Source organism: Pseudomonas sp. KCJK9111 (assembly GCF_046231935.1).
Taxonomy (GTDB): Bacteria; Pseudomonadota; Gammaproteobacteria; order Pseudomonadales; family Pseudomonadaceae; genus Aquipseudomonas; species Aquipseudomonas parafulva_B.
In genome coordinates, this window is sequence record NZ_JBJJMO010000003.1 from 134,931 (window position 1) to 156,943 (window position 22,013).

Below are 22,013 nucleotides of genomic sequence, written 5' to 3' on the forward strand. Positions count from 1 at the left end.
CTCTGGCAGTCCGAGTCAAACCTGTGGCACAAAGGTGCTTCACTGAAACGGTTTTGTTGTTGGAATTACAAGATTATTCAGTTGCAGATAGAAAACAAGCCTTTTTAGTGGCAGTATTTTGTTTAAACCTACAACGAGCGGTTCGATCGTGAGCCTTCCGAAGCAGTGCGCGCCTGTCCCTTTGAGCCTAGGCGGCAATCGGCAGGGCACGGTCACTTGGTAAACCGCCCTTACAATTAGCCTGGAGTCCAGTACATGCACCCGCGCATCCTTGAGGTCACCCAACGGCTGGTCGAGCGTAGTCGCGCCACCCGCGAACGCTACCTGCAGCTGATCCGCGGGGCCGCCAGCGAGGGCCCGATGCGTGCCAGCCTGCAATGCGCCAACTTCGCCCATGGCGTGGCCGGTTGCGGCAGCGAGGACAAACAGACCCTGCGCCTGATGAACGCGGCCAACGTGGCCATCGTCTCGGCCTACAACGACATGCTGTCGGCCCATCAGCCCTACCTGCATTTTCCCGAACAGATCAAGCATGCCCTGCGCGAAGTCGGCTCGGTGGGCCAGTTCGCTGGCGGTGTGCCGGCCATGTGCGATGGCGTCACCCAGGGCGAGCCGGGCATGGAACTGGCCATCGCCAGCCGTGAAGTGATCGCCATGTCCACTGCCGTGGCGTTGTCCCACAACATGTTCGATGCGGCCCTGATGCTGGGCATCTGCGACAAGATCGTGCCGGGCCTGATGATGGGGGCCTTGCGCTTTGGTCACTTGCCCACGGTGTTCGTACCGGGCGGGCCAATGGTCTCGGGTATTTCCAACAAGCAGAAAGCCGATGTGCGCCAGCGTTATGCCGAAGGCAAGGCCAGCCGGGAGGAACTGCTGGAATCGGAAATGCAGTCCTACCACGGCCCTGGCACCTGCACCTTCTACGGCACGGCCAACACCAACCAGCTGGTGATGGAAGTGATGGGGCTGCACCTGCCGGGTGCCTCCTTCGTCAACCCCTACACGCCGCTGCGCGACGCACTGACCGCCGAGGCTGCACAACAGGTCACGCGTATGACCAAGGCCAGCGGCACCTTCATGCCCCTGGGCGAGATCGTCGACGAGAAGGCGCTGGTCAACTCGATCGTGGCCCTGCATGCCACAGGCGGCTCCACCAACCATACCCTGCACATTCCGGCCATCGCCCAGGCCGCCGGTATCCAACTGACCTGGCAGGACATGGCCGACCTGTCCGACGTGGTGCCGACCCTGTCCCACGTCTACCCCAACGGCAAGGCCGACATCAACCACTTCCAGGCCGCCGGCGGCATGGCCTTCCTGATCCGCGAGCTGCTCGATGCCGGCTTGCTGCACGAGGACGTCAACACCGTCGCCGGCCCCAGCCTGCGTCGTTATACCCAGGAGCCGTTCCTGGAGGACGGCAAGCTGGTCTGGCGCGAAGGGCCGCAGCAGAGCCTGGACGAAAGCATCCTGCGGCCCGTGGCGCGGCCATTCTCCGCCGAAGGTGGATTGCGGGTGATGGAAGGCAACCTGGGGCGTGGCGTGATGAAAGTCTCCGCCGTGGCACCGGAGCACCGTGTGGTCGAGGCGCCGGCGCGCATCTTCCACGATCAGCAGTCATTGGCCGATGCCTTCAAGGCAGGCGAGCTGGAGCGGGACTTCGTCGCGGTGGTGCGCTTCCAGGGCCCGCGCTGCAACGGCATGCCTGAACTGCACAAACTCACCCCATTCCTTGGCGTGTTGCAGGATCGCGGTTACAAGGTAGCCCTGGTGACCGATGGGCGCATGTCCGGTGCATCGGGCAAGATACCCGCCGCCATTCACGTGTGCCCCGAAGCCTATGATGGCGGCCCGCTGGCACGGCTGCGCGATGGTGATATCGTGCGGGTCGATGGCGCTGAAGGTACGTTGCGGGTGATGGTACCGGCCGACGAGCAGGCCCAGCGTGACCTGGCGACCGCGCCCCAAGGCAATGACCTGGGTTGCGGACGCGAGCTCTTCGGTTTCATGCGCATGGCGTTCAGCCCGGCAGAGCAGGGCGCCAGCGCCTTTACCTCTGCCTTGGAGAACCTGAAATGAATGACCTGCTGGTTGGCGACATCGGCGGCACCAATGCCCGTTTTGCGTTATGGCGTGACAACCAGCTGCACGAGGTGAAGGTTTTCGCCACCGAGGACTACACAAGCCCCGAACAGGCCATCGAGGCGTATCTAGAAGCCCTGGCCATCCCCCGTGGTGGTATAGCCGCCGCTTGCCTGGCCGTAGCCGGCCCGGTCGATGGTGATGAATTTCGCTTCACCAACAACCACTGGCGCCTGAGCCGGACCGCCTTTTGCCAGCGGTTACAGATCGGGCACCTGTTGCTGATCAACGATTTCACCGCCATGGCCCTTGGCATGACCCGCCTGCGCGAAGGTGAGTTTCGAGAGGTATGCCCAGGGCAGGCCGATCCGTTGCGCCCGGCGCTGGTCATCGGCCCGGGTACAGGCCTGGGTGTCGGCTCGCTGTTGCGCCTGGGGGGCAAGCACTGGCATGCCTTGCCAGGCGAGGGCGGGCACGTCGATCTGCCCGTGGGCAATGCCCGGGAGGCGGCGATCCATCAGCACATCCATAGCCAGATCGGCCATGTCAGTGCCGAGACGGTGCTCAGCGGCGGCGGGCTGGTGCGCCTGTATCAGGCCATCTGCGCCCTGGATGGCGAGAACCCGCGGCACACCTCACCGGCGCAGATCACCGATGCAGCCCTGGGCGGCGAGCCGCGGGCGCGAGCGGTGATCGAGCAGTTCTGCCGATTCCTGGGGCGGGTGGCGGGCAACAACGTGCTTACCCTGGGTGCGCGCGGTGGGGTATATATCGTCGGCGGGGTGATCCCGCGTTTTGCCGAGCTGTTCCTGCGCAGCGGTTTCACCGCCAGCTTCGGCGACAAAGGCTGCATGAGCGGTTACTTCGAAGGCGTGCCCGTGTGGCTGGTGACGGCCGAGTTTTCCGGGCTGCTGGGCGCTGGTGTGGCCTTGCAGCAGGCCCTGGATCAAGGTTAACCGCCTGGGCACCCTGCAAGGCGACACAGGTCAGCGGGCAACAAGACCCGCCAGCACAAAAGGACATACCCTTGAGCACTGCCGGCAAATCCATCCTGATGGTTGACGACGATCAGGAAATTCGCGAATTGTTGCAAACCTACCTCAGCCGTTCGGGCTTTCAGGTCAATGCCCAGGCCGATGGCGCCGGGTTTCGTCATGCCCTGGACACCACAGCGTGTGACCTGGTGATCCTGGACGTCATGCTGCCGGACGAGGACGGTTTCAGCCTGTGTCGCTGGGTACGCCAGCACCCGCGCCAGGCGCGGGTGCCCATCATCATGTTGACGGCAAGCTCGGACGAAACCGATCGGGTCATCGGGCTTGAGCTTGGCGCCGATGACTACCTGGGCAAGCCGTTCAGCCCGCGCGAGCTGCAGGCCCGCATCAAAGCCTTGCTACGCCGCGCCGAGTTCGGGCAGGCAGCGCCGGGCGGGGCGGTGCTGGCATTCGACGACTGGCGGCTCGACACGGTCAGCCATCGCCTGTTCCATCGCGATGGAGAGGAGGTGATTCTCTCGGGTGCGGACTTTGCGCTGCTCAAGCTGTTCCTGGACCACCCCCAGCAGATTCTCGACCGCGATACCATCGGCAACGCCACCCGAGGGCGAGAGCCGATGCCATTGGACCGCATCGTGGACATGGCCGTCAGCCGTCTGCGCCAGCGCTTGCGCGACACCGAAAAGCCACCCCGGCTGATCCGCACCGTGCGCGGCAGCGGCTACCTGCTGGCGACCCATGTCTGCACTGCACCCTGAGCGGCGCTGGCGCCTGCTGCCACGCTCGCTGCTGGGGCGCATGCTGCTGCTGACCTTGCTGGTGGTTCTGCTGGCGCAAGGCTTATCGAGCATCATCTGGGTGGCCCAGCTGCGCGCCAGCCAGTTGCAAGGGCTGCGTGCCAGTGCCAGCAGCCTGGCCCACTCCATGAGCGCCAGCGTCAGTTACTTTCGCTCACTGCCCGTGGCCTACCGGCCGATGGTGCTCGACCAGTTGCGCAGCATGGGGGGCACGCGGTTTTTCGTTTCCCTGAACGCCAAGCCGTTGGACATGCAGGTACTGCCTGTCACGCCGCGCAAGCAGGCCGTGGTGGAGGTGTTCCAGCAGGTGCTGCATGAGCGTCTCGGGCCGCAGATGGACATCTCCGTCGAATTCGTCGACCCCGATGAACTGCGCATCTTCAACAGTGGGCTCAAGCTCGAGGAGCTGCCAAGGTCATGGGCGCATTACTCACTCACCCTCGAACCGCTCAACCCGCCGGTGCTGGTCACCCAGATTCGTCTGGCCGAAGGCGAATGGCTGTACATCGCCTCGTTGTTGCCCGAGCCCTACACCAGCCTGGAAGCCGAGCGTCTGCCGCGTCAGCAGATCGGCTTCATCGTCCTGACCACAGCGTTGTTGTTGCTGTTCATCGGGCTGCTGGTGCATTGGCAAAGCTGGCCGCTCAAGCGCCTGGCCCGTGCAGCGCGCGAGCTGTCACTGGGCGCCGATGTGGCGCCAGTGGCCGAAGGCGGCGGCAGCGAGGTGGTGGAGGTGGGCCGGGCCTTCAACAGCATGCGCGAACGCATCAGCCGTTACCTCACCGAGCGTAGCCAACTGTTCAGCGCCATCTCCCATGATCTGCGCACGCCCATCACCCGGCTTCGCCTGCGTGTCGAGCTGCTTGAAGACGAACACCTGCAAGCCAAGTTCAGCCAGGACCTGGACGAACTGGAGCTGCTGGTAAAGGGCGCGCTGCAATGCGTGAAGGACACCGACATTCACGAGAACATCGAGCCGGTGGACCTCAATCAGGTCCTCGAACTGCTGGCTGAGCCGTACCTGCGAGACGGCCGAATCACCCTGGAAGGGCATGCCCTGGCGCCGTATCCAGGCAAGCCGCTGGCATTGCGGCGCTGCATCGGCAACCTGATCGACAACGCCATCAAGTACGGCGAGCGGGCGCGGCTGCGCATCATCGACGGTGCCGCAGGTTTCGTGCTGCAGGTCGATGATCAAGGGCCGGGGGTGCCGCAACAGCAGATGGAGCAGGTGTTCGAGCCCCATGTGCGGCTGGCCGGTCATCAGCAAGGCTACGGGCTGGGGTTGGGCATTGCCCGCAATATCGCCCACAGCCATGGCGGCGAGGTCAGCCTGCTCAACCTGCGCGAAGGCGGCTTGCGGGTGACCTTGTACCTGCCACGGGGCGTGGATTGACGCACCTGCACGCGTTGATCGTGCAACTGCGCGCAGATGGTCGAACGTCACAGGCACGTGACAATCATACCCGCGTTCGTGACATCCCCCGTGGCCTGGCTGGCTAGAATCGGCACACGACTGGCAAGGACCTCGCTGGCGATGAACGATGATCTTTCTTCACAGGTGTCCTGGCTCCAAGCGCCTGGGCACACTGCATGGCGTCTGGCCGAGGGGCAGCGGTTACTGGCCTTCGCCAGGGCTGCAAAGCTGGCAGAAGGGTTTGGTGACCTGGATGCGGCAGGCAGGCTTGCCGATGATGCAAGCGCCCAGACCCTGACCACTGCCCGGATGACCCACTGTTTCGCCCTGGCTCACCTTCAGGGCATACCGGGCTGCCTGGGGCTGGCTGCCCACGGTGTGACTGCCCTGCGTGGCCCCCTGAGGGATGCGTGCTACGGCGGCTGGTTTGCCAAGGCGGGGGGCTGCGAGGGAAGCGGCAAGGCAGCGTATCTGCATGCTTTCGTCGCCTTGGCGGCCAGCTCCGCCGTCGTGGCGGGCGTCGAGGGCGCCGAGGCATTGCTGACCGACGCCATCGACGTCATCGAGCGGCATTTCTGGAGCGAAGGGGAAGGTGCGCTTCGCGAAGCCTATGATCGCGCCTGGCAGACGCCTGAGCCCTACCGCGGCGCCAACAGCAACATGCACGCGACCGAGGCGTTCCTGGCCCTGGCCGATGTAACCGGCAACCCTGTGTGGCTGCAACGCGCCCTGCGCATTGCCGAGCGCATCATCCATACCCACGCCGCTGCCAACGGCTACCGGGTGGTGGAACACTTCGACGTTGCCTGGCAGCCGCTCAAGGACTACAACCAAGCACACCCGGCCGACCACTTTCGCCCCTATGGCACCACGCCAGGGCATGCCTTCGAGTGGGCGAGGCTTTTGCTTCACCTGGAGGCCAGCCTGGCCCGCTGCGGGCACACGCCCCCGCCCTGGATGGTCGACAGTGCCCGCACCCTGTTCGACACCGCCTGCGAACAGGCGTGGGGCGTTGATGGCCAGGCTGGCCTCGTCTACACCCTTGGCTGGGATGACCGACCGCGGGTTCGCGCGCGGCTGCACTGGGTTCACGCTGAAGCCTGCGCATGCGCAGCGGCCCTGTTGCAGCGCACGGGGCAGGCGCGCTTCGAGCAGTGGTACCGGCGCTGCTGGGACTTCATATCCGAGCATTTCATCGACCTTGCAGGCGGCAGCTGGCACCACGAACTCGATGCCGACAACCGTCCAGCCGGCACGATCTGGCCCGGCAAGCCCGACCTGTACCATGCCTACCAGGCCCTGTTGCTACCCGGCCTGCCCTTGGCACGCAGCCTGGCGACTGGTGTGGCCCTGAATGTAACCAAACGATGACATTCGCGCATCGCTTCGTTACCTGGCGGTGCGCGCACGCTGTTTAGACTCCATGCAACGCAAGCGAACGACTTGCACGGCATAACAACAATAAGGTGTAGAAATGACTTCCTACCTTCGTCTCGCTGCCGCGATCTCCCTGGCTTCCCTGTTCCCCCTGACTGCGCACGCTGCCGATGCCAAGGGCACCGTCGAAGTGGTGCACTGGTGGACGTCCGGTGGTGAAAAAGCGGCCGTCGATGTGCTCAAGGCCCAGGTCGAGAAAGATGGTTTCACCTGGAAGGACGGGGCCGTGGCCGGCGGTGGCGGCGCTACCGCCATGACCGTACTCAAAAGCCGAGCGGTGGCTGGCAATCCGCCAGGCGTCGCGCAGATCAAGGGCCCCGACATCCAGGACTGGGCCGCGACCGGCCTGCTCGACAGCGACGTGCTCAAGGATGTGGCCAAGCAGGAAAAGTGGGATGCACTGCTGGACAAGAAAGTCGCCGACACCGTGAAGTACGACGGCGACTATGTAGCCGTTCCCGTCAACATCCACCGTACCAACTGGCTGTGGATCAACCCTGAAGCCTTCAAGAAGGCCGGGATCGACAAGGCGCCCGCCACCCTCGATGAGTTCTATGCCGCTGCCGACAAGCTCAAGGCTGCAGGCATCATCCCGCTCGCCCACGGTGGCCAGCCGTGGCAGGACAGCACGGTCTTCGAAAGCGTCGTGCTGTCGGTGATGGGTGTCGACGGTTACAAGAAAGCCCTGGTCGACCTGGACAACGACGCCCTGACCGGCCCCGACATGATCAAGGCCCTGACCGAACTCAAGCGGGTCGCCACGTACATGGACCCTGATGGCAAAGGCCAGGACTGGAACCTGGAAGCTGCCAAGGTCATCAACGGCAAGGCCGGCATGCAGATCATGGGCGACTGGGCCAAGAGCGAATGGACCTTGGCCAAGAAAACCGCCGGCAAGGACTACCAGTGCGTGCCGTTCCCTGGCACCGAGAAGACCTTCCTGTACAACATCGATTCGCTGGTGGTGTTCAAGCAGAGCAATGAGGGCACTGCTGCCGGCCAGCAGGACATCGCCCGCAAGGTGCTGGGTGAGGAGTTCCAGAAGGTGTTCAGCACCAACAAGGGCTCAATCCCGGTGCGCAACGACATGCTCGCCGACATGGGCAAGTATGGGTTCGATGCGTGTGCCCAGACCTCGGCCAAGGACTTCCTCGCCGACGCCAAGACCGGCGGGCTGCAACCGAGCATGGCGCACAACATGGCCACGACGCTGGCCGTGCAGGGCGCATTCTTTGATGTGGTGACCAACTACATCAATGACCCCAAGGCCAATCCGGCTGACGCTGCGAAGAAACTGGCAGCCGCCATCCGAGCAGCCAAATAGCCCACGGGCGGGCTAATGCGGCCCGGTGCCGGGCGTGCCTGACGGGGCGCTGCGCCATCGGGCCCTGCGTGAAACGCAGGCTTCGGGGGCCTTCGAATTGTGGCTGCGTCAAACTCGCGCAGCCACGCGACACGGCGCCACGCAGCGCCCAAGCGACCTTCTAACCTGAGCAAGACAGTCGCTGCCGCGCGCCATGCGCAGCAGCGCCTTCGAGGTGAACCATGACCACTACCACCGCCCGTCTGCGGGCCTCTCCCATGGATGCGCTACAGCGCTGGCTGCCCAAGCTGGTGCTGGCGCCGAGCATGTTCATCGTGCTGGTGGGCTTCTACGGCTACATCCTCTGGACCTTCGTGCTGTCCTTCACCACGTCCACGTTCCTGCCCACCTACAAATGGGCGGGGCTGGCGCAGTACATGCGCCTGTTCGACAACGACCGCTGGTGGGTGGCGAGCAAGAACCTGCTGGTGTTCGGCGGGCTGTTCATCACCATCAGCCTGGCGATCGGCGTGCTGCTGGCGGTGCTGCTGGACCAGCGCATTCGTCGCGAAGGGTTCATCCGCACCATCTACCTGTATCCCATGGCCCTGTCGATGATCGTGACCGGCACGGCCTGGAAGTGGCTGCTCAACCCAGGCATGGGGCTGGACAAACTGCTGCGTGACTGGGGCTGGGAGGGCTTTCGCCTGGACTGGCTGCTGGACCCGGACCGGGTGGTGTACTGCCTGGTGATCGCGGCGGTGTGGCAAGCATCGGGGTTCATCATGGCGATGTTCCTCGCCGGCCTGCGGGGCGTCGATCCATCGATCATCCGCGCCGCCCAGATCGACGGTGCCAGCCTGCCGCGCATCTACTGGCGCGTGGTGCTGCCCAGCTTGCGCCCGGTGTTCTTCAGCTCGGTGATGATCCTTTCCCACATTGCCATCAAGAGCTTCGACCTGGTCGCCGCGATGACGGCAGGCGGGCCTGGCTACTCGTCCGACCTGCCGGCGATGTTCATGTATGCCTTCACCTTCAGCCGGGGGCAAATGGGCATGGGCTCGGCCAGTGCCATCCTCATGCTGGGGGCGATCCTGGCCATCCTGGTGCCTTACCTGTATTCGGAGCTGCGGAGCAAACGCCATGCATAGTCCTGTCGACAAACCCGCGCTCAGCCCCAGCCGGCTTGCCATTCATGCCGTGTTGCTGATCGCCGTGGTGCTGTACCTGGTGCCACTGGTGGTCATGCTGCTGACCAGCTTCAAGACCCCCGAGGACATCAGCACAGGAAACCTGCTCAGCTGGCCGACAGCGATCACCGCCATTGGCTGGGTCAAGGCCTGGGGCACCGTCAGCGGCTACTTCTGGAACTCGATCCTGATCACCGTGCCTGCGGTGCTGATTTCCACCACCATTGGCGCGCTCAATGGCTACGTGCTGTCGATGTGGCGCTTCCGTGGCTCGCAGCTGTTCTTCGGTCTGCTGCTGTTCGGCTGCTTCCTGCCTTTCCAGACGGTGCTGCTGCCGGCCTCGTTCACCCTGGGCAAGCTGGGGCTGGCCAGTACCACCACTGGCCTGGTGCTGGTGCATGTGGTCTATGGCCTGGCCTTCACCACACTGTTCTTTCGCAATTTCTACGTCAGCATCCCCGATGCCCTGGTCAAGGCCGCACGCCTGGACGGGGCAGGGTTCTTCACCATCTTCCGGCGCATCATCCTGCCCATGTCCACGCCCATCATCATGGTCTGCCTGATCTGGCAGTTCACCCAGATCTGGAACGACTTCCTGTTTGGCGTGGTGTTCTCCAGTGGCGACTCGCAACCGATCACGGTGGCCTTGAACAACCTGGTCAATACCAGCACCGGGGCCAAGGAATACAACGTCGACATGGCCGCCGCGATGATCGCCGGCCTGCCGACCCTGCTGGTGTACGTAGTGGCAGGCAAATATTTCGTGCGCGGGCTCACGGCCGGCGCGGTAAAGGGGTAAGTCATGGCAACGCTCGAACTTCGCAACGTGAACAAAACCTACGGTGCCGGGCTGCCGGATACCCTCAAGGACATCCAACTGTCGATCAAGGACGGTGAGTTCCTGATCCTGGTCGGCCCTTCGGGCTGCGGCAAGTCGACATTGATGAACTGCATCGCCGGCCTCGAGCAGATCACCGGCGGCGCTATTCTGATCGACCAGCAGGACGTCAGCGGCATGAGCCCCAAGGACCGTGACATCGCCATGGTGTTCCAGTCCTATGCGCTGTACCCGACCATGACCGTGCGCGAGAACATCGAATTTGGCCTGAAAATCCGCAAGATGCCCCAGGCCGCCATCGACGAGGAGGTGGCGCGGGTGGCCAAGCTGCTGCAGATCGAGCACCTGCTGGCGCGCAAGCCGGCGCAGCTGTCTGGCGGTCAGCAGCAGCGCGTGGCCATGGGCAGGGCGCTCGCGCGCCGACCGAAGATCTACCTGTTCGATGAACCCTTGTCCAACCTCGATGCCAAACTGCGGGTCGAGATGCGGACCGAAATGAAACTGATGCACCAGCGCCTGAAAACCACCACCGTCTACGTCACCCATGATCAGATCGAGGCCATGACCCTGGGTGACAAGGTGGCGGTCATGAAAGACGGCATCATCCAGCAGTTCGGTACGCCACAGCAGATCTACAACGACCCGGCCAACCAGTTCGTCGCAAGCTTCATTGGCTCGCCGCCCATGAACTTCGTGCCGGCGCGGCTGGTGGCCCAGGGCGGTCAGCTGCATGCAGTGCTCGACAGTGGCCAGGCACGCTGCGAGCTGCCCCTGCCCGGCGCCGACCTGGGTCTGGAGGGGCGCGAAATCGTCCTGGGCATTCGACCCGAGCAGATTGCCCTGGGCGCGGAGGGCGGCAGCGGCGGGCCAAGCATTCGCGCCCAGGTACAGGTCACCGAGCCCACTGGTCCGGACATGCTGGTGTTCGTGACCCTCAACCAGACCAAAGTGTGCTGCCGACTGGCCCCTGACGTGGCCTGCCAGGTGGGTGACACCCTGGCCCTGCAATTGGACCCGGCACGGGTGCTGCTGTTCGACGCCCAGAGCGGCGAACGCCTGCAGGCAAACCGTATCGCCACCACCGTCAAGGACAACATGGCCGCCCTCGGTGGCCGTTGAACCGTCTACACCATCAATAAGAAAAAGAGGACGCAACGCAATGGAACAGCGCAATCGTACTACCACCTGGGGCTCACTGGCGTTGCTTGCGCCGCTGGCGATGGCCGTCAGCAGTGGCCTGCAGGCTGCCGAAGCTTTTTCCAGCGAGTCGAAATGGATGACCGGTGACTGGGGCGGTACCCGCACCGAGCTGCTGGAAAAAGGCTACGACTTCACCGTCGATTATGTCGGCGAAGTGGCCGGCAACCTTCACGGTGGCTACAACCACGACAAGACCGCCCGCTACAGCGATCAGTTCGCCCTGGGTGCGCACCTGGACCTGCAGAAGATCTTCGGCTGGCACGATGCCGAATTCAAGCTGGCCATCACCGAGCGAAGCGGTCGCAACCTGTCCAACGACCGCATCAGCGACCCACGGGCTGGGCAGTTCAGTTCGGTGCAGGAAGTGTGGGGGCGTGGCCAGACCTGGCGCCTGACCCAGATGTGGTTCAAGCAGAAGTATTTCGACGGCGCGCTGGACGTGAAATTCGGCCGCTTCGGGCCGGGTGAGGACTTCAACAGTTTCCCCTGCGACTTCCAGAACCTGGCGTTCTGCGGCTCGCAAGTGGGTAACTGGGTGGGCGGCATCTGGTACAACTGGCCCGTCAGCCAATGGGCGACGCGCGTCAAGTACAACGTCACCCCCGAGTTCTACGTACAAGTCGGTGCCTATGAGCAGAACCCGTCCAACCTGGAAACCGGCAATGGCTTCAAGCTGAGCGGCAGCGGCACCAAGGGCGCGATCCTGCCGGTGGAAATGGTCTGGACGCCGAAGCTCAACGGCCTGCCGGGCGAATACCGCCTGGGCTACTACTACAGCACCGCCGATGCCGAGGATGTATACAAGGACGTCAACGGCAACGCCCAGGGGCTTAGTGGTTCGGGCTTCAAGTCTCACTCCAGCAAGCATGGCTGGTGGGTGGTGGCGCAGCAGCAGGTCACGGCCCAGGCGGGCGACGTCAACCGTGGGCTGAGCCTGTTCGCCAACTTCACGGTGCACGACAAGGCCACCAACGTGGTGGACAACTACCAGCAGGTGGGCATGGTCTACAAAGGTGCCTTCGACGCCCGGCCCAAGGACGACATCGGTTTCGGCATCGCCCGCATCCACGTCAACGACGATGTGCGCAAGCGTGCGCGCCAGCTCAACGACATGAGCGGTATCAACGAATACGACAACCCAGGCTTCGTCCCTCTGCAACGTACCGAGTACAACGCCGAGCTGTACTATGGTTTCCACGTCACCAACTGGCTGACCGTGCGGCCGAACCTTCAGTACATCAAGAGCCCCGGCGGCGTGGATGAAGTGGACAATGCCCTGGTGGCGGGCTTGAAGATTCAGTCGTCTTTCTAAGCCCATTTGTTGTAAATTTACGCCAATCCCGTTTGGCGCCCGGCAACCACTGACCTGCAGTGGTTGCCGTGGACAGGCCAAGACAGCGCTACCCCAAACAATAAGAGCCCTGCACCATGCCTGAGCATCCGCTCCATCGCTTCTTCGCCGCACGGCGGCCCCGGCCGACGTTCGAATGGGAGCGCTACCAGCAGCGCGATGTGCTGATCATCGATCACCCCCTGTGCCAGGCGGCGTTCAGTCGCCAGGGCGCGCAGTTGCTGCATTTCCAACCCACAGGTGAGCGGCCCTGGCTGTGGTGCGCCGAACAATGGCCACAGGTGGGCGCCATTCGCGGCGGCGTGCCGGTCTGCTGGCCCTGGTACGGTCGCCATCCCAGCGAAGACCTGTGGCCTGCCCACGGTTGGGCCCGCCTGCTGGACTGGAAGCTGATGGACAGCCATGAAGACGCGCAGGGCGTGGTACTCAAGTGGCGCCTGGAACTGTGCGACTGGCAGGTCGACCTGGAGGCGCGGCTGGGCAGCCGCATGGAGTTGAGCCTGAGCACCGAGCACCAGGACAGCGAACCGTGCCAGTTGAGTCACGCCTTGTTGGCCTACTGGCGCATCAGTGACGTCTCGGAGGTAGCGCTGTCTGGCCTTGAAGACATCGAGGGGTACGACCACCTCAACCGTCAGGCATGCCGCCAGGAAGGGGCGCTCAAGCCCAAGGGCGGCTGTCAGCGGGTCTATCCAGGCATTCCCGGTGTGCAACTGCATGATCCGGCCTGGCAGCGCCAGCTGTGTATCGACACCGGCGACAGCGACGATACGGTCGTGTGGCACCCCGGCAGCCGGCCCTTATTGGGGGTTACCGGGCGCGAATGCCAGCGTTTCGTGTGTGTGGAGGCTGCCAGCGGCAGCGACGACGGCCTGAGCCTGGCACCGGGGCAGCGCGCGCATCTGAGTCTGCAGGCGCACCGGCTCAGCTGAGTTCGTCGTCCTCGATGGGGTAGCGACTGGCGTTGAGGCTTTCCTTGATCTTGCGCAGGTGTGGCTGGAAATCCACACCCCGGCGCAGGGTCATGCCGGTCGCCAGCACATCGAGCACGGTCAGCTGGATGATGCGCGAGGTCATCGGCATGTAGATATCGGTGTCTTCGGGCAGAGGAATGTGCAGGCTAAGGCTGCAGGCGTTGGCCAGCGGCGACCCGGCCGCTGTCAGACCCAGCACCGAGGCGCCGTTTTCCCTGGCCAGGCGAGCCACTTCCACCAGCTCGCGAGTACGCCCGGTGTAGGAAATGATCACGAACAGGTCGCCGGTATGGGCCACCGACGCCAGCATGCGTTGCATCAGTACGTCGGCGTGCGCCGACACGGCCAGGTTGAAGCGGAAGAACTTGTGCTGGGCATCCAGCGCCACCGGTGCAGAGGCGCCCAGGCCAAAGAAGTGAATCTGGCGGGCCTGGATCATCATGTCGACCGCGCGGCTGACCTGCTGGGGATCGAGCTGCTGGCAGGCACTGTCGAGCGAGGCGATGGCGCTGGCGAAGATCTTCTGGGTGTAGGCCGCCGGATCGTCGTCGGCCTCCACCGCGCGGCTCACGTAGGCCGCGCCGCTGGCCAGGCTCTGCGCCAGTTGCAGTTTCAGCTCCGGGTAACCGCTCACGCCGAATGAGCGGCAGAAGCGGTTGACAGTCGGTTCGCTGACCTTGGCCGCCTGGGCCAGCGCCGCGATGCTGAAGCGTGTGGCTTGTTGCGGGTTGAGCAGGATGACTTCGGCGACTTTGCGTTCGGCCTTGTTCAGCTCGTCGAGGCGTCCCTGGATTTGTTCCAGGAGGTTTCTCACGCGGTCCATGGGTGTCCTTGGGTCGGGAAGACAGCCGGCTGAGGGAGCAGCAGGCCTGTTTACAGGGTCGTCTATCGTACTGGCGGCGCCGGTTGCGCACCACTTGTCTGTCATACATCCGACTAATGTTATGGTTTTTACTACATTTGTCCTTGAAAACCCTAACTGAAAACGGTATTTCTAAATCAACTTTAGGAAAGAACCAACATCATGGCTGCAATCAGTGTCGAACCTTGCACATTTGCCCTGTTTGGCGCCCTGGGCGACCTGGCCTTGCGCAAGCTGTTCCCTGCGCTCTACCAGCTCGACCGCGCCGGGCTATTGCACGCACAGACGCGCCTGCTGGCGCTGGCGCGGGAGGCCGGCAGTGCCCAGGAGCACCTGAACAGCATCGAGGCCCACTTGCGCAAGCATGTGCCCGAGGCTGACATCGAGGCCGCGGCCCTCGAGCGCTTCCTGGCAAGGCTCGATTACCAGCATCTGGATTTTCTGCAGCCAGAGGGCTACCAGGCACTGGCCTCGCAAGTGCCCGACGGGCACCCCCTGATCGCCTACTTCGCCACGGCCGCCGCCGTGTATGGTGCCATCAGCGAAAACCTGGACAAGGTGGGCTTGAGCGAGCGCACCCGTGTGGTGCTGGAAAAGCCGATCGGTCATGACCTTGAGTCTTCACGCCGGGTCAACGATGCCGTGGCGCGATTCTTTCCCGAAAGCCGCGTCTATCGCATCGACCACTACCTGGGCAAGGAGACGGTGCAGAACCTGATCGCCCTGCGCTTTGCCAACAGCCTGTTCGAAACCCAATGGAACCAGAACTCCATCTCCCACGTGGAAATCACGGTGGCGGAGAAGGTGGGTATCGAGGGTCGCTGGGGCTACTTCGACAAGGCCGGGCAGTTGCGCGACATGATCCAGAACCACCTGTTGCAGTTGGTGTGCCTGATTGCCATGGACCCGCCGAGCGAGCTGTCGGCCGACGCCATCCGCGACGAGAAGGTCAAGGTACTCAAGGCGCTGGCCCCGATCACCGGAGACGGGCTGAGCACGCGGGTGGTGCGCGGGCAGTACATTGCCGGCTACAGCGATGGCAAGCCGGTGCCGGGTTACCTTGAAGAAGACAATGCCAATAGCCAGAGCGACACCGAGACCTTCGTCGCCCTGCGCGCCGACATCCGCAACTGGCGCTGGTCGGGTGTGCCTTTCTACTTGCGCACCGGCAAGCGCATGCCGCAAAAGCTGTCGCAGATTGTCATTCACTTCAAGGAAACGCCGCATTACATCTTTGCCCCGGAACAGCGTCTGCAAGTGGGCAACAAGCTGATCATTCGCTTGCAGCCGGACGAAGGTATCTCCTTGCGCGTGATGACCAAGGAGCAAGGCCTGGACAAGGGCATGCAACTGCGCAGTGGCCCGCTGCAACTGAATTTTTCCGACGCCTGGCGTAGCGCGCGGATTCCGGATGCCTATGAACGCTTGCTGCTTGAAGTGATGCGGGGCAACCAGAACCTGTTCGTGCGCAAGGACGAAATCGAGTACGCCTGGAAGTGGTGTGACCAGCTGATTGCCGGTTGGCGCAACACGGGCGACGCCCCCAAGCCCTATGCTGCGGGCAGCTGGGGGCCAATGAGCTCGATTGCACTTATCACCCGCGATGGGAGGGCCTGGTATGGCGACATCTGAAGCATTGTCCGAATTGCAGTTTCCGGCGAGCACCGAGTTGCATCAACTGCCCGACGCCAGCACGTTGGCTGGCACATTGGCCAAGGATGTGAGTGAGCGCCTGCGTGCAGCCATCGACGATAAAGGCCAAGCCTGCGTCGTGCTGTCCGGTGGGCGCAGCCCGGTGCCTTTTCTCGAGCAACTGGCCAAGCAGGACCTGGACTGGAGCAAGGTGACGGTCAGTCTTGCCGATGAGCGCTGGGTGCCGGTGGAGCACGCCGACAGCAATGCCGGCCTGTTGGCCCGGCATCTGCTCAAAGGGCAGGCCGCCAAGGCGCGTTTCATCGGGTTGTACCAGCAGGCGCCTTCGCTGGAAGAGGCCGCCGACAAGGCTGACCGCGCCCTGGCCGATCTGCCGCCCATCGACGTACTGGTACTGGGCATGGGTGACGATGGCCACACGGCCTCGCTGTTCCCAGCCAGTCCTAACCTGGCCGAGGGCCTGGATCCGAACACGCCTCGCCGTTGCCTACCGCTAATGGCGCCAACCGTTCCCCATCAGCGCCTTTCCATGACCCGAGCGCTGCTGGCCACCGCAGGGTTCACCGCATTGTCCGTGCAAGGGCCAGGCAAACTCGCTACCCTGCGCGCCGCGCTGGCGGATGACGATCTCGCCGAAATGCCCATTCGCGCTTTTCTTCACGCACCCCTGGACATCTACTGGTGCCCATGAGCCAAGGATCCACAGCAATGATCACCCTCGAACGTCCACAGCCCAAGCTCTCGATGGCCGACAAGGCCGCCCGGGTCGACGCCATCTGCGAAGCGGCGCGCATCCTGCCGGTGATCACCATCGCCCGCGAGCAGGACATCTTGCCCCTGGCCGACGCCCTGGCGGCCGGCGGCATCCGCACGCTGGAAGTGACCCTGCGTTCACAGCATGGCCTGAAGGCCATCGAAGTGCTGCGTGAGCAGCGCCCCGAGCTGTGCGTAGGCGCCGGGACAGTGCTCGATCGCACCATGTTCGCAGCCGTCGAGGCCGCAGGCGCCCAGTTCGTCGTCACACCCGGCATCACCCAGGATGTGCTGCAAGCGGGCGTGGAGAGCGAGATCCCCTTGCTGCCGGGTATCAGCACCCCGTCCGAAATCATGATGGGCTACGCGCTGGGCTACCGCCGTTTCAAGCTGTTCCCCGCCGAAATCAGCGGAGGCGTGGCGGCGATCAAAGCGTTTGCTGGCCCGTTCGGCGACATCCGTTTCTGCCCAACCGGCGGCGTCAACCCGGCCAACGTGCGCAACTACATGGCACTGGCCAATGTGATGTGTGTAGGGGGCACCTGGATGCTCGACAGCAGCTGGATCAAGAATGGCGACTGGGCCCGCATCGAGGCCTGCAGTGCCGAGGCCATGGCGCTGGTGGACGGTCACTGAATTTCGTTGTGTGCTTTACGGCTTTTTGGGCGCTTGGTCGGCGCCCATTTTTTTGCCTGGTGATTGGCGTTTGCGGGTTATGTGCGCGTATACGAAGGGTAAGCGCGCCCTTAGGTCGTTGGGGCCGCAAGGCGGCCCCAACAATCTCAAGTCAACAGCATCAGCTAAAGAGGCCGCTTTCTCCCTAACGGTACTCAGGCCGCCTTGGCCTCTTGCTGGCTCAGCGAACGGTTCAACGCACTGAACAGGGCTTTGAAGCTGGCTGTGGTGATGTTTTCATCGATGCCCACACCATGCACAGGACGCCCGCCGGCTACACGCAGTTCGATATAGGCCGCTGCCTTGGCGTTGGTGCCCGCGCCGATGGCGTGTTCGTTGTAGTCCATGATTTCGACGGCAACCGGCAGGCCGGCCACCAGGGCTTCCAGGGCGCCATTGCCCTTGCCGCGCCAGTGCAGCGTGGTCTCGCCTTCGCCGGCTACTTCCACTTCCACGGCACTGTGACCGTTTTCTTCCTGCAGGCGATGGCTGACCAGCGCGTACGGTGCGTTGGCTTGCAGGTATTCCTTGTGCAGCAAGCTGTAGATCTGCTGGGCAGTCATTTCCAGGCCCAGGCGGTCGGTTTCGCCCTGCACGACCTGGCTGAATTCGATTTGCATGCGGCGCGGCAGGCTGATGCCGTATTCCTGCTCGAGCAGGTAGGTGATGCCGCCTTTGCCGGACTGGCTGTTGACGCGAATCACGGCCTCGTAGCTGCGGCCGATGTCGGCCGGGTCGATCGGCAGGTACGGCACTTCCCACAACTCGCCTTCCTGCTGCTTGGCCAGGCCCTTGCGAATGGCATCCTGGTGCGAGCCGGAGAAGGCTGTGTGCACCAAGTCACCTACGTATGGGTGGCGCGGGTGCACCGGCAGCTGATTGCATTCCTCGACGACCTTGCGCACACCGTCGATGTCGGAGAAATCCAGGCCCGGGTCGATGCCCTGGGTGTACAGGTTCAAGGCCAGGGTCACCAGGTCGACGTTGCCGGTGCGCTCACCATTGCCGAACAGGCAGCCCTCGGCACGGTCGGCGCCGGCCATCAGGCCCAGCTCGGTCGCGGCGATGCCGGTTCCCCGGTCGTTGTGGCAGTGCAGGCTGATGATCACGCTGTCACGGCGATTGATGTTGCGGCAGAACCATTCGATCTGGTCGGCATACACGTTGGGCGTGGCGACCTCGACGGTGGCCGGCAGGTTAAGGATGATCTTGTGCTCGGGCGTGGGGTTCCACACCTCGATCACCGCATCGCACACTTCCTTGGCGAATTCCATCTCGGTAGCGCTGAAGGTTTCGGGCGAGTACTGGAATGTCCAGTGCGTATCGGGCTGCTGTGCGGCGTATTTGACGAACAGCTTGGCTGCATTGACCGCGATGTCCTTGACGCCCTGCTTGTCCTGGTTGAAGACGATGCGGCGGAAGGCCGGGCAGGTGGCGTTGTACAGGTGAACGATGGCCTTCTTGGCCCCGCGCAGGGACTCGAAGGTCCGGGCGATCAGGTCTTCCCGCGCCTGGGTCAGCACCTGGATGGTGGTGTCCTCTGGAATATGACCGTCTTCGATCAAGGTGCGGACAAAGTCGAAGTCGGTTTGCGAGGCCGAAGGGAAGGAGGCTTCGATTTCCTTCACGCCCACTTGCACCAAGGTCTTCCAGAACCGCAGCTTCTTCTCCGCATCCATCGGCTCGATCAGCGACTGGTTGCCGTCACGCAGGTCCGAGCTGCACCAGATCGGCGCCTCGGTGATGGTCTTGGACGGCCAGGTACGATCAGGCAGATTGATGATAGGGAAGGCGCGGTATTTCTTCGAAGGGTCTTTGAGCATGGTCATGGAAGCAATCCTTTTATGTGCGGCCGAGATCGGGCCTGCCGAGCAGTAACGAGGTGGGGGCGAGGCGACGCGATTCAGCCTGGTAGTCGAGCGCTGACCAGGCAGAGGCTGCGATGTTGTCGGAGCAAGATGAGGGTGCTGAAGGTTTTCATGGTTTCAACCCTAACCAGTGGACTGAGGGTTGGCAAGCGTTGAAAAAAAATTGAGAGGAATGCTTAAAAAAAGTGATATTGCGAGATCTGCTTGTTGATAGCAGTAAAATACTTAGGTTTTGTTGCGCGGTATTTTTCTTTGGCGCAATGGTGTGTCAGTCGCCGCAAAAGCCTCCTGAGTCCTGCAGTGTGGGCAAGCGCCGCCCGTATTGCGGGGCGGCTCAAACGTCGCTCAACGCAGTGTCAGCCCTGCCTCAGGGCTGAAAGGCACCGATGAAGATCGCCGGGTCAACACGCGCATCGTTCAAGCTGATGTTCCAGTGCATGTGCGGCCCGGTAGCGCGCCCCGTTGAGCCCACGCGGCCGACCACATCACCACGGCGCAGCGACTGCCCGTTCTGCACGTCGATACGGGACATATGGCAGAACATGCTGATAAAGCCCTGCCCGTGATCGACGAACACCGTGCGGCCATTGAAGAAGTAATCGCCCACCAGAATCACCTTGCCGTTGGCAGGCGTCTTGATCGGCGTCCCCGCTGGTACGGCAAAATCCAGCCCCGCATGGGGGTTGCGTTCCTCGCCATTGAAGAACCGGCGCACGCCGAACTTGCTCGACAGCGGCCCGTTGACCGGCTTGTCGAGGATCAGGTTGCTTGGCAAGGCCGGGCTGAAGCTGCGGTAGGCCTTGATCTGCTCGGCCAGTTCGCGATCGATGCGCTTGAGGTCGGCCGGATTGGGGTTGACCTGGCGGGTGTTCTTCAAGGTGATGCGCTGTTCGGGGTACTGCTTGTGCCCCACGGTGAAGGGCAGGCTTCGGCTGCCTTGCTGCACCACCGCCTGTCCAGGCTTCTGGGTCAGGGGGATACCGACGATGGCCAGCCAGTTGTCCTGCTCCTTGACCACCAGCACCGGCTTGCCGTCGAAGCGCGCGCTGGGAGCACTGGCTGCCGGCCCCAGGTCGACCACGGCAACGCCGCCGGGCACCGGTTTGTTCAGCGTGCGCGTGATGTAGCTAGCCTGGGCTGTGGCGCTCAGGACGGTGAAGGCGAGGGCGAGCAGTGACGTGAGCAAGCGGGGCATGTGTCAGTCCAGAAGTGAGAGCGTGACCGGAGTCAGGTGATTGTCTTCGACCCGCACCTGCAGCTCGCCTTCGTTCAGGCGTGCAGTCAGGCGCTGGCCGTTGCGCGTCTGTTCGGCGCTGCGGATGGCCTGGCCTTGTTCGTCGAGCAGGATGCTGTAGCCGCGCGCCAGCGTCGCCAGCGGGCTGACGATCTGCAGGGTCTGCAACTGGGCCTGGAAGCGCTGGCGCCGGTCCTTGAGCACGTCACGCATGGCCCGGGGCAGTCGCTCGGCCAGGCTGTCCAGGCGCTGGCCCAGCAAAGCCAGAGTACGCCCGGGATGTTGCGCGGCCAGACGTGTCTCCAGGCGCACCAGGCGCTCGCGGCGTTGATTGAGGTTATGCAGGAAGGCACGGCGCAGGCGCATGTCCAGGTCATCCAGGCGCTGAGCCTGCTGACGCAGGCGCTCGCCCGGATGGCGCAGGCGGCGAATCAGGGACTCCAGGCGCAGGCGATCATGCACCAACCGGTTCTGCATGCGCAGGGTCAGGCGCCGTTGCAGGCCGTCCAGGCGATGCTGCAGGCCGCTGTTGTCGGGCGCAAGCAACTCGGCCGCAGCAGACGGGGTCGGGGCACGCACATCGGCCACGAAGTCGCTGATCGACACGTCCGTTTCATGGCCCACGGCGCTCACGATCGGCGTTTTGCACGCGGCCACGGCACGCGCCACGGCTTCCTCGTTGAAGCACCACAGGTCCTCCAGTGAACCGCCGCCGCGGGCCAGTATCAAGGCGTCGAAACCGCGGCTGTCGGCCAGGCGAATGGCCCGCACGATCTGGGCGATGGCTTCGCGGCCCTGCACGGCGGTGGGGATCAGGTTCAACTCCACCTGGGGCGCGCGGCGGGCGAACACACTGATGATGTCGCGGATCACGGCCCCGGTCGGGGAGGTGATGATGCCGATACGCTGGGGATGTGCAGGCAGCGCTCGCTTGCTGTCGGTGCTGAACAGGCCCTCGGCGCCAAGCTTTTCCTTGAGCGCCTCGAAGGCCAGGCGCAGTGCACCATCGCCGGCAGGCTCCACGGTATCGAGGATCAGCTGGTAGTCGCCACGGCCTTCGAACAGGGACACCTTGCCGCGCACCCGTACCGCCAGGCCGTCACGCAGCGCCTGGCGCACCCGCGTGGCGCTCTGCCGGAAGAGGGCGCAGCGTACCTGGGCACCGCTGTCCTTGAGGGTGAAGTACATGTGGCCGGAGGCCGGCCGGGCCAGGTTGGAAATCTCGCCCTCCACCCATACGCTGCGGAACACGTCTTCCAGCAGCACCCGGGCGCGGCCATTGAGTTGGCTGACGGTGAGCACATCACGGTCAAGGCCGAGGCGTTCGAAAGGGTCTTTGATCATGGGAAGGCACTATAAAGGATGAGGGGGCCGGGTGTCG

The 22,013-nt window shown here is 63.5% G+C and carries 18 protein-coding genes; 14 read left to right on the forward strand and 4 right to left on the reverse strand.

Annotated features, from left to right (window positions below; all coding sequences use genetic code 11):
• Nucleotides 1–255: 255 nt before the first annotated feature.
• From edd to ACK59L_RS02610, 11 genes are all read left to right on the forward strand, one after another.
• A complete protein-coding gene (gene edd / locus ACK59L_RS02560) occupies nt 256–2,082 on the forward strand; it encodes a phosphogluconate dehydratase (protein WP_409271658.1) in 1,827 nt (608 codons plus the stop codon).
• The gene (locus ACK59L_RS02565; protein WP_409271660.1) at nt 2,079–3,041 is read left to right on the forward strand and encodes a glucokinase; all 963 of its coding nucleotides are present in this window, start codon (nt 2,079–2,081) and stop codon (nt 3,039–3,041) included. The genes edd and ACK59L_RS02565 overlap by 4 nt, the downstream gene beginning before the upstream one ends.
• Nucleotides 3,042–3,112: 71 nt before the next feature.
• Nucleotides 3,113–3,838, forward strand: a complete 726-nt coding sequence (gene gltR / locus ACK59L_RS02570; RefSeq protein ID WP_058604449.1) for a two-component system response regulator GltR — start codon at nt 3,113–3,115, stop codon at nt 3,836–3,838.
• Nucleotides 3,819–5,273, forward strand: coding sequence for an ATP-binding protein (locus ACK59L_RS02575; RefSeq protein WP_196136717.1), 1,455 nt, complete (start codon nt 3,819–3,821; stop codon nt 5,271–5,273). The genes gltR and ACK59L_RS02575 overlap by 20 nt, the downstream gene beginning before the upstream one ends.
• A 141-nt stretch (nt 5,274–5,414) precedes the next feature.
• Entirely contained in the window at nt 5,415–6,665 is a 1,251-nt protein-coding gene (locus tag ACK59L_RS02580; protein ID WP_409271663.1) for an AGE family epimerase/isomerase, read from the forward strand.
• Between the two features lie 103 nt (nt 6,666–6,768).
• Complete coding sequence (locus tag ACK59L_RS02585) at nt 6,769–8,055, forward strand: ABC transporter substrate-binding protein (RefSeq protein ID WP_409271665.1); 1,287 nt, start codon at nt 6,769–6,771, stop codon at nt 8,053–8,055.
• 221 nt (nt 8,056–8,276) lie between these two features.
• Nucleotides 8,277–9,185: a carbohydrate ABC transporter permease gene (locus tag ACK59L_RS02590; protein WP_058604453.1), complete on the forward strand. Its 909-nt coding sequence runs from the start codon at nt 8,277–8,279 to the stop codon at nt 9,183–9,185.
• Nucleotides 9,178–10,023: a carbohydrate ABC transporter permease gene (locus ACK59L_RS02595; RefSeq protein WP_023533435.1), complete on the forward strand. Its 846-nt coding sequence runs from the start codon at nt 9,178–9,180 to the stop codon at nt 10,021–10,023. Before ACK59L_RS02590 ends, ACK59L_RS02595 begins: the two co-directional genes overlap by 8 nt.
• 3 nt (nt 10,024–10,026) lie before the next feature.
• Entirely contained in the window at nt 10,027–11,181 is a 1,155-nt protein-coding gene (locus ACK59L_RS02600) for an ABC transporter ATP-binding protein (RefSeq protein WP_409271668.1), read from the forward strand.
• Nucleotides 11,182–11,281: 100 nt separating this feature from the next.
• A complete protein-coding gene (locus ACK59L_RS02605) occupies nt 11,282–12,574 on the forward strand; it encodes a carbohydrate porin (protein WP_409271718.1) in 1,293 nt (430 codons plus the stop codon).
• Nucleotides 12,575–12,690: 116 nt separating this feature from the next.
• Entirely contained in the window at nt 12,691–13,545 is an 855-nt protein-coding gene (locus tag ACK59L_RS02610) for a D-hexose-6-phosphate mutarotase (protein ID WP_100852149.1), read from the forward strand.
• Here the strand turns inward: ACK59L_RS02610 and hexR are convergent.
• Complete coding sequence (hexR, locus tag ACK59L_RS02615; protein WP_178091267.1) at nt 13,538–14,401, reverse strand: DNA-binding transcriptional regulator HexR; 864 nt, start codon at nt 14,399–14,401, stop codon at nt 13,538–13,540. The genes ACK59L_RS02610 and hexR overlap by 8 nt on opposite strands.
• Before the next feature lie 210 nt (nt 14,402–14,611).
• On the opposite strand from hexR, the gene zwf reads away from it, so the two are divergent.
• From zwf to ACK59L_RS02630, 3 genes are read left to right on the forward strand one after another with little or no spacing between them, the layout of a single operon-like run.
• Nucleotides 14,612–16,081 carry a glucose-6-phosphate dehydrogenase gene (gene zwf / locus ACK59L_RS02620; RefSeq protein ID WP_409271671.1) on the forward strand — a complete coding sequence of 490 codons (1,470 nt, stop codon included), beginning with the start codon at nt 14,612–14,614 and terminating at the stop codon, nt 16,079–16,081.
• Nucleotides 16,053–16,793 (forward strand): 6-phosphogluconolactonase, encoded by a 741-nt coding sequence (gene pgl / locus ACK59L_RS02625; protein ID WP_409271721.1) that lies wholly within the window; start codon nt 16,053–16,055, stop codon nt 16,791–16,793. Before zwf ends, pgl begins: the two co-directional genes overlap by 29 nt.
• 17 nt (nt 16,794–16,810) lie before the next feature.
• Nucleotides 16,811–17,491, forward strand: a complete 681-nt coding sequence (locus ACK59L_RS02630; RefSeq protein WP_058637547.1) for a bifunctional 4-hydroxy-2-oxoglutarate aldolase/2-dehydro-3-deoxy-phosphogluconate aldolase — start codon at nt 16,811–16,813, stop codon at nt 17,489–17,491.
• A gap of 194 nt (nt 17,492–17,685) precedes the next feature.
• Here ACK59L_RS02630 and leuA read toward each other — a convergent pair whose 3' ends face one another.
• From leuA to xseA, 3 genes are all read right to left on the reverse strand, one after another.
• Nucleotides 17,686–19,359, reverse strand: a complete 1,674-nt coding sequence (gene leuA / locus ACK59L_RS02635; RefSeq protein ID WP_409271673.1) for a 2-isopropylmalate synthase — start codon at nt 19,357–19,359, stop codon at nt 17,686–17,688.
• A 406-nt stretch (nt 19,360–19,765) separates the two neighbouring features.
• Nucleotides 19,766–20,593, reverse strand: coding sequence for a peptidoglycan DD-metalloendopeptidase family protein (locus ACK59L_RS02640; protein WP_409271675.1), 828 nt, complete (start codon nt 20,591–20,593; stop codon nt 19,766–19,768).
• 3 nt (nt 20,594–20,596) lie between these two features.
• On the reverse strand, nt 20,597–21,976 hold the full coding sequence (gene xseA / locus ACK59L_RS02645; protein WP_058638594.1) for an exodeoxyribonuclease VII large subunit: 1,380 nt from the start codon (nt 21,974–21,976) through the stop codon (nt 20,597–20,599).
• Nucleotides 21,977–22,013 lie beyond the last annotated feature (37 nt).